Genomic DNA, 7,321 nt, shown 5'->3' on the forward strand with positions numbered 1-7,321 from the left:
TCTAGCGGTCGCGTCCGTCGCGCTCGCGCGGCTCAGCGCCGCGCTGCGGGGCAGCGATAGATGTGGCGTCCGGCGCAGCCTTGGTGAGCTTCGTCGGCACCGGGCTCCCGGTCGCGAAACTCGCCTGCACTGTCTCGCGTGCGCGACGGGTGTCCTCGGGCAGAGCATCCCAGGCGTTTTTCTGGATCTGCGCGTTGTAGCCCTCGTGAACCGCCTTCAACTGGTTCCGGATCGTCCCCGCGAGCTCCTGGGTGCGTCGCGCGTCGCCAGCGGCCTTGTGGGCGTCCATAATCGCCCGCGTGGTGCGCACGATCTGGCGCAGCAACATCGCCTCCTCGGCGGCCTTGTTGCGCTTCCCGGCTGTCGCGAGGATCAGCATCGTCGTGCCGGCCATCGACGGCATCGCGGTCGGCCGCGGCGTCGACTCGTGCGCGCGCAGGTGCGCGGATCGGGCGAGCTGGCGCGACGCTTCGGCCAGCGGTCCGGGAGTCGGCTCGAGGCGCCGCGACCACGCTGCGTACGCCCCGGATGCTTCTCGTGCAGCGTGAGCCCACGTCGCCCGATCGGACGGGTCGACGGTGCTCAGGTAGTCGTGGAGCCGGGTCATGTCCTCGGCGTAGGTTGAGTACAAGTCACTCGACAGCTCGGCCTCCTCGCGGCCAGGCTTCACCGGCTCGTACCGCCACGGGTTTTTCGCGGTGGCGCGCCACTCGTCCACGGCTGCCTGGGCAGTCTGTGGCTCGTCCGGCCAGCCCTTCCGCAACTCCGGAAGGGTCAGGTCGCGAGCGAGGCGCCCACCGCCGTGCCAGACGACCGGCGCTCCCTTGTCGGGGCGCAGCGCGACGGAGTAGCCGGCGACAACGTCGTCTCGACCGGCGGCGTAGCGGGGGCGGATGAGCACCCCGGCCTGGCGCATTCGACGCACGAACTCACCCTCGTCCGCGGAACTGGTCGCGGCTGAGCGGACGGCGCGTTCGAGTCGGTGTGCGTCGACCTCGACGGCGCCTCGTCGGCGTGCAGCTTCACGCTCGCCGGGGACGACTCCGCGCTCACCAAGCTCGCGCTCCGGAGCGTGCAAAGGCTGTAGGTCGAAGTCGCGTTCCAGCTCACGGCTGACCTTCTGGGCGAGGCGCTTGTCGTAGGGGATGTACGCCTTCGTGCCGTCCTCGCGCACTCGGGAGACGGCGATGTGGATGTGATCGTTGCCGTTCTTCGAGAGACCATGCCGCACGGCGACCCACCGACAGTCGGCCTTGCCGATGTCCTCGCCAGCGAACCCCATTCGGCGCACGAACTCGGTGGCGATCTGGCCCCACTTCTCGTCGCTCAACTGCCCCTCCTCGGCTTTCAGCGAGAGGGAGCAGTGCCACACGTCGGCGTCGACCTTCTCGGTGACCGGCTTCCCGGTACGGGAGTCGATCATCAGCTCACCGGTGGTCGGGTCGGTGACCTTCTCCGCGCGCTGCACGGTGACGCCGAATGCCTCCTTGGGGAGGTTCAGATCGCGCGCGACAGCGAGCGCGGCGGCGTGGTCGAGGACGCTCTCTCCGTGCATCGCCATGATCGCGCCGTTGCCGGCGATGAGGTGCTGTTCGGTGTGCTCGTTCGAGCGCCCCTCGCCCGCAAGGTAGGTCATCAGGCCGTCCATGCGGCCGCCGTAGGTGACGTTCGGAATCACAGGCCGGCCACCCGACGAACGGCGTCGCGAATCTCGGGAGCGAGCTTCTGGAACTCGCGGTAGATCGCCGCAGCCTCGTCAGGGAATCGGCCCTCGGTGTTCGCGAACTTGGCGAGCTGGTTGACGTTGTTCGTCAGGTTCTCGAGGCGAGAGTTCACGGAGAACAGCTCGGCGACAGCCTGCTTCCACTCCGTGTCGGTCCGCACCTGGGCGTTCATCGCGGACTCGAAGAGCAGCCGGGGAACCGTGACGCTCTGGACGACCGCCCGAGCCTCAAGCTGCACCCGCTCCTCGTCGGTGACGTAGACGCGATACGGCTTGTCCCGCTTCTCGTCTCCCTCGACGTTCGCTCGCCGCTTACGGCTGAACAACGCACGACCGCGATCTTCGCTCATCGGCGTGTCCTTCCTGTCCTTCGGCCCAGCGCAGCGAACCCGCCAAATCGGCGGGGACCATACGACCAGTATGCCCCCGGCCGGCGCGCAGCGCCAGGTCGGCAAGCGAGTTACCGGCGGTAAGTCGACAGCTTGCTCCACAAACCGGCCGTGCCCGAGCGTAGCGAAGGAGCACGAAGCCGGACCGCGAGCGGCACTCCGCGGCGGTAGAACTGGGCCTCCGAAACGGAGACGTAATCGCGCCTTTCAGATGCCCATTTGGGCATGTACCCTGACGGCATGAGCGACAACACCAGAAACCCAGAGGACGCGGCTGACGCTGCGCGCCGCCTCCTCGAATCGACTGTCGAAAAGCGCGTCGATGCCGTCCGAACGATCGTTACCGCCGCGAACGACACGGACGCTGCTCGGACCGCTCTCGCTGACGCGCAGAACCGTCACGCAAAGGCCTGGGCTGAGGCGCTGGCGTCGGGATGGTCAGAGAAGGAACTCCGCGCAGCAGGAGTGCCGCGGCCTGACCAGCCGCGAGCGCGCGTCACCCGCTCTCGACGGTCGACTACTGCTGACGCCCCCGCCGCCGAGTTGACGGAGAACAACGGCGCGGAGTCGATGGAGAACGTGGCATGACCAACCACGCCTCCGCTGCTTTGCACGCGCAGGTCCGCTCGTGGGCGGAGGGTTCAAACCCTCTCGCCGCGGCCGTCGAACTTCTCATCCGGTCGCGTCTCGTCTACGCCGGTGCGCCGTGGATCAAGACCGACAACGCCTGGCAGACGAGCGCCGTCGACTTCGACCGCCTCGCCTACGAAATCGGAGCGCTCAGTGGAGGCGAGCAGCGCATCGCGCGGATCGCCTCGTCTCTCGGCCAGGGAGTCCCGGTCGACCTCCGCGAGGACGTCGCCGGCCTCGACCTGGCGCACACTCGATTGGTCCTCGCGGCGATCGCACACGGGGCCGGACTCGGAGAGCCCGGCACGACGATCCAGACCGTCGACGGAGTGCCGACGATCGTTCACTACGACGCTCTGGCGACGTGGCCGAACGAGTAATTTGATCGTGCACGACAACCCCCCTCGTCGCTGTGGAGGCCCCCGCTAGAGCATTCATGCTCGCGGGGGCTTCTCCGTTCCCACGACAAGCGCGCCGGCTGCGGTCCGGCCGTCCATCCGACGCTTCACTCTTGCCTGCGCCGATCGACCGTCAAGAGCGCTGCGCGTCCCTTCGGGATGCCCCTGCGGGGCACTCCTGACGGCCGCCCGTCTCCGGCATCGCGCCGCTTATCGGATGGATGGCCTCGGTGCGTGCTCAGCCCCGAGAGCGCAACTCCGCAGCGCGCGCGGCCAGCTCCTCGCGGACCTCGGCGGCGGCGCGCTTGCGGGCCATCTCGCGGTCCCGAGCTGCACGCTCGAACTCGCGCTGATCGGCCTTCATCTTCGCGATGATCCGGTCCACCTCGTCTTGGTCGATGCTCGCAAGTCGGGCGGCCTCGGCCGCTCGCTCCGCAGCGGCCCGAGCACGGTCGGCGTCGCGCTGCGCAGCAGCGACCCGGCGCGCGGTGTCGAGCTGCGAGTGCTCGGTGATGACCCGGCGGATGACCCACCCGTAGAACCCGAGCGCGTTGCGGCTCGTGAACGTCTCCGGGACACGGCGACCGTCGCGAGACAGCCAGGCGTTCATGGCGAACATCAGCCCTTCGACGCTCCACTCGGAGACGTCGATACCTGTGCGGTCGAGCATCCCGACGACGTGCCCGATGTGCACTCCACGGGCGAGCCACGGGATGCGATGAGCCAGCGCAGCAGCGAAGCGCTGCAACTCGATCGATCTGGGAACCGCCGGCCGACCGGTCGAGCTGCGTTTTGCATCACTCCGTCGCCTCGGCTGCCGCGAAGCGGCTCCTGAGCGCGGTTCACCGCGCGTTGGTGAGTGTCTTTTAACTGGGGCTGTAGATGTAAGTGGGCGCCTACGGGGTAGCTGGACATTCTCCACAGAACCGAAAGATTCGCCCGTCCGTGACGTCGGTGCAGGCAAGGTCGCCGGCGTGGGACGCGGCATGATCAGCGCCCTCGTGGAGGCCATGCGGAGCTGTCGGCCGCCGTGCGCCGCGTGCGCCGCGTTCCGCTCAGCGCGGGTCAGGTAGCGGCCGTCGAGAACCGTCGCGGCGAAGCCCAGCGACTCCATCAGCGCACGGGCCCGCTGCACCGTCTTGCCGCACATGCCCAGCGCGGCCGCGACCGTCTCGTGTGCCGTCGTCACACCGCGCCCGGTGTCGACGTCGGCCGCCAGCCAGTCGGCGCGAGCGACGCGCAGCAGCGTGTCCGGAGCGACACGTGCAGCGCGGCGCAGCTCCTCCCCCGGCGACGTCCCCAGCGCGTCCATCAGCGCGTCGAACCAGTGCGCTCCGGACGTCCACGCCGGAAGCGGACCGTACGCGCCTGGCGCCGGCTCGGGGCTCCATGAGCTCGCTCGAGAACTGTTCGGCCGCGACGCGGCTGCCTGTGGCGTCTCAGGTGCACAATCGACCGACTCCTCCCCTGAAAAAAGGGTGGGTCGGGTGTGCACGGAGACGGACTCCGCTGTTACGATGTGGGCATTCCTTCCGGGTACGTTCCGGGTGGGTACACCGAAGGCCCGGCTGGATACCGGTTCTTGGGTGGGACTGCTTCACACCTCTGAGTCGCCAAACTGTGCGAGGTGGGAAGCCAAGGCTTCTAGGCCCGTCGCGAGAGCGGCGGGCCTAATGCGTTAACGGGTGTCGATGGGCAGCTCCTCCTCGAGGAGAGTCGGCTGTGCAGGCCACCAGGACGGAATTCCTTCGTCGGTCAGCTCGCTCTGAACGTGCTCGACCAGGCGCTCGAAGAACACCGCAGCCGACACGTTCGCGCGCAGCGCCATGACATTGAAGTCGTCGCGAGCCTGGCGCTCGACGGTCCAGGCGACGTTGGTGGGATCCACCATCGTTCCTCGGGGACGCCGCGTCGAAGCCATGCGTTTAACGTAGGGCTGTGGCTGTGATTAACGCGATCCGACACGCCGCATCAAGTGACCATTTGGGCACTCAGTCTTTCCGCTCTCCCTCGGGGAGCGGAAGGGTGACGTCGACGGCGCGCAACTCTGTCATGTTCGAGCGCTCGACCGCGCGGTAGACCGTTGAGCGCGTCACCCCGAACTGCTCCGAGAGCTCGGCCACGGTGTAGTTGCCCGAGCGGTACTCCGCCACAAGGTGTGCCTCGATCTTCGGGGAGAGCTTCGGCTGGCGGCCGCGCAGGCGCCCCTTCGCCTTCGCGATCTGCATCCCCTCGCGCGTGCGCGACCGGATCAGGTCGCCCTCGAACTCCGCGATCATCGCAAGCACGTTGAACAGCAGCCGGCCCATCGGGTCAGTCGGGTCGTGCAGCGACCCGCCGATGTTCAACCGCACTCCCCTGCGGGTCAGCTCGTCCACGATGTCGCGCGCATCCGTAATCGACCGCGCGAGCCGGTCGAGCTTCGTCACGAACAGGGTCGAGCCGGTGTCGCACGCGGCCAGGGCCTCGCGCAGCGCGGGCCGCTCACGGTTGGACCCTGTGAGGCCGGCGTCGACGTAGATCCGATCCGCCGGCACCCCCACAGCGCGCAGCGCGTCACGCTGCGCCTGCGCGTCCTGCTTGTCCGTCGAGACCCGGGCGTATCCGATCAGCTCAGCCATCTGACCAGTATCCCGTTTGACGCCCCCCTACCGAACAAATCATCGGACGGGTCTAACGGGACACTCAGCGCCGCGGGTTTTCGCGGCGCTCGGTGTCGCGTCTGCGTGTACCGGTGAACGATCCCCATACGGGACCAGTAGCATGGCGTCGCGAGCACCTGCGCTGGTACGCTCCCCACCATTCGACCTACTCGAGGGGCAGCACGATGCAGACGCTTCGCAACACCGTGTTTACCGTGACGGTCGCAGGGATCGTCGCCGGCTTCCTTGCTGTGGGTGCGGTGGCTACCGGGATCACCAGCGAGAAGCCTGCCGCGGGAAACCCCGAGCCGGTTGCCTACTCCGAGCCGAGCTGGACCGACACCAGCACGCTCATCATCGGCGGTTACGAGACACCTTCTCCTGAAATGATCGCGACCACTCCCCCGCTCTCCGAAGAGTGACGACGGCACCTGCCGACGATCCGGCTCGCTGCGAGCCGGGGGCATTCTCGTGACGTGGGAGCAATGGACGTTCTCGCTCGGAGCGATCCCCGTGTGGCTCATCGTCCTCAGGAACGTGCTGTGGAGATTCGGCTGCACGAACTCCGGGAGCAAGATCCTTTTCGCCTTCGGCCTCGGAGCGTGCCTGCTGTGCATCGCCCTCGCTGTGATCTGGCAGGTCCACGCCGCGAACGCCGACTGGGCTCCACCCCGGGACGACCAGAACGAAGTTGGCGGCCTCATCCTCTGGACTCTCTACTGGAATGCGGTGGCTGGCTTCTTCACCGCACTCGGCATCCGAGTCACCGACATCCTGATCATCGAACGGACGCGGCGGATCTCCGCCACCGTCGCCCCTGACGCAGCGTGAGGAGCAGGACATCTGGTAAGCGATCCCCCAGCGAAACAGTCGGGGGGCGCCAATGCTGTCGACTCGAGAACGCGTCACTCGCGCGCCTAGGGCGCGTACTCCTGCGACCAGTAATCGGCCCGGACCTCTAGGAGGGGTCCGTCGATAGCGGAACTCACCGTGATGGTGCGCGGGTCCCAGAGTGTTCCTGCGATGCGCGCTTGCGGCGTCGTTCCGAGCTCGCTCGACAGCTGCTCGGGAGTCATCGCGTCGGGCGGGCGCACCGAGAACAGCCGCCAGCACCCACCGGAGGCGCACTCGACAGTCTCACTGACGAGCTCGCTCCCGTCTGGAAGGTCGACGGCCGAAGCCGCCGGCACGTCCCCCTCGGTCCTGAATACGGCCAGACCGGCGTAGTGCACGAGAGCACAGAGGGCGGCTGCAGCCGCGATCGTCGTTCCCGCGATGACGAAAGGGCGTCCGCGCTTTCGGGGCTCATCCATAGGCCCGGACACTAGCAAGCTGCTGTAGCCCCTAGCTGACCTCTGCGGAGGAAATCGCGAGCACTCCATCCGGTCGCCCCAACCGCACGACCAAGGGAAGAGCGGGGACGTCGCTTACCCTGAGCTGGTGGGGACATTCTCGAAGGCGCGAAAAACGGTCGCGATCGCAGCATGCCTGATCGTCGTCACGGGATGCACGCCACAGCCTGAACCGCCGGCTCCGCCT

10 protein-coding genes are annotated in these 7,321 nt (G+C 67.7%); 4 read left to right on the top strand and 6 right to left on the bottom strand.

The genetic code is table 11. From position 1 onward, the window contains the following. Position 1 precedes the first annotated feature (1 nt). Both C5C63_RS15215 and C5C63_RS15220 read right to left on the bottom strand, forming a co-directional pair. A complete protein-coding gene (locus C5C63_RS15215) occupies positions 2 to 1,678 on the bottom strand; it encodes a relaxase/mobilization nuclease domain-containing protein (protein WP_104234423.1) in 1,677 nt (558 codons plus the stop codon). Next, complete coding sequence (locus C5C63_RS15220; protein WP_146079340.1) at positions 1,675 to 2,073, bottom strand: plasmid mobilization relaxosome protein MobC; 399 nt, start codon at positions 2,071 to 2,073, stop codon at positions 1,675 to 1,677. Before C5C63_RS15220 ends, C5C63_RS15215 begins: the two co-directional genes overlap by 4 nt. 279 nt (positions 2,074 to 2,352) lie before the next feature. On the opposite strand from C5C63_RS15220, the gene C5C63_RS16805 reads away from it, so the two are divergent. Beyond that, positions 2,353 to 2,700: a hypothetical protein gene (locus C5C63_RS16805; RefSeq protein ID WP_146079339.1), complete on the top strand. Its 348-nt coding sequence runs from the start codon at positions 2,353 to 2,355 to the stop codon at positions 2,698 to 2,700. Further along, a complete protein-coding gene (locus C5C63_RS15225; RefSeq protein WP_104258229.1) occupies positions 2,697 to 3,122 on the top strand; it encodes a hypothetical protein in 426 nt (141 codons plus the stop codon). The genes C5C63_RS16805 and C5C63_RS15225 overlap by 4 nt, the downstream gene beginning before the upstream one ends. A 256-nt stretch (positions 3,123 to 3,378) precedes the next feature. On the opposite strand, the gene C5C63_RS16810 is transcribed toward C5C63_RS15225, so the two are convergent. The 3 genes from C5C63_RS16810 to C5C63_RS15240 form a co-directional block, all read right to left on the bottom strand. Further along, positions 3,379 to 4,452, bottom strand: coding sequence for a hypothetical protein (locus C5C63_RS16810; protein WP_146079338.1), 1,074 nt, complete (start codon positions 4,450 to 4,452; stop codon positions 3,379 to 3,381). Positions 4,453 to 4,818: 366 nt separating this feature from the next. Continuing rightward, positions 4,819 to 5,031: a hypothetical protein gene (locus tag C5C63_RS15235; RefSeq protein ID WP_258061513.1), complete on the bottom strand. Its 213-nt coding sequence runs from the start codon at positions 5,029 to 5,031 to the stop codon at positions 4,819 to 4,821. Between the two features lie 100 nt (positions 5,032 to 5,131). Next, positions 5,132 to 5,761: a recombinase family protein gene (locus C5C63_RS15240; RefSeq protein ID WP_104234418.1), complete on the bottom strand. Its 630-nt coding sequence runs from the start codon at positions 5,759 to 5,761 to the stop codon at positions 5,132 to 5,134. Between the two features lie 206 nt (positions 5,762 to 5,967). Here C5C63_RS15240 and C5C63_RS15245 point away from each other — a divergent pair, with 206 nt between their 5' ends. Together C5C63_RS15245 and C5C63_RS15250 are read left to right on the top strand one after the other, a co-directional pair. After that, the gene (locus C5C63_RS15245; protein WP_104234417.1) at positions 5,968 to 6,204 is read left to right on the top strand and encodes a hypothetical protein; all 237 of its coding nucleotides are present in this window, start codon (positions 5,968 to 5,970) and stop codon (positions 6,202 to 6,204) included. Positions 6,205 to 6,295: 91 nt separating this feature from the next. Continuing rightward, positions 6,296 to 6,613, top strand: coding sequence for a hypothetical protein (locus C5C63_RS15250; RefSeq protein WP_146080962.1), 318 nt, complete (start codon positions 6,296 to 6,298; stop codon positions 6,611 to 6,613). 86 nt (positions 6,614 to 6,699) lie between these two features. Here C5C63_RS15250 and C5C63_RS15255 read toward each other — a convergent pair whose 3' ends face one another. Continuing rightward, complete coding sequence (locus C5C63_RS15255; RefSeq protein ID WP_146086416.1) at positions 6,700 to 7,095, bottom strand: hypothetical protein; 396 nt, start codon at positions 7,093 to 7,095, stop codon at positions 6,700 to 6,702. Positions 7,096 to 7,321 lie beyond the last annotated feature (226 nt).

Source organism: Rathayibacter sp. AY1B8 (genome assembly GCF_002932775.1).
Taxonomy (GTDB): domain Bacteria; phylum Actinomycetota; class Actinomycetes; order Actinomycetales; family Microbacteriaceae; genus Rathayibacter.

Bases quoted from the DNA above. Each gene is read 5' to 3' on its own strand.
- C5C63_RS16805 (WP_146079339.1), top strand. From the start codon at position 2,353: ATGAGCGACAACACCAGAAACCCAGAGGACGCGGCTGACGCTGCGCGC.
- C5C63_RS15245 (WP_104234417.1), top strand. From the start codon at position 5,968: ATGCAGACGCTTCGCAACACCGTGTTTACCGTGACGGTCGCAGGGATC.
- C5C63_RS15225 (WP_104258229.1), top strand. From the start codon at position 2,697: ATGACCAACCACGCCTCCGCTGCTTTGCACGCGCAGGTCCGCTCGTGG.
- C5C63_RS15255 (WP_146086416.1), bottom strand. From the start codon at position 7,095: ATGGATGAGCCCCGAAAGCGCGGACGCCCTTTCGTCATCGCGGGAACG.
- C5C63_RS15235 (WP_258061513.1), bottom strand. From the start codon at position 5,031: ATGGTGGATCCCACCAACGTCGCCTGGACCGTCGAGCGCCAGGCTCGC.
- C5C63_RS16810 (WP_146079338.1), bottom strand. From the start codon at position 4,452: ATGGACGCGCTGGGGACGTCGCCGGGGGAGGAGCTGCGCCGCGCTGCA.
- C5C63_RS15220 (WP_146079340.1), bottom strand. From the start codon at position 2,073: ATGAGCGAAGATCGCGGTCGTGCGTTGTTCAGCCGTAAGCGGCGAGCG.
- C5C63_RS15240 (WP_104234418.1), bottom strand. From the start codon at position 5,761: ATGGCTGAGCTGATCGGATACGCCCGGGTCTCGACGGACAAGCAGGAC.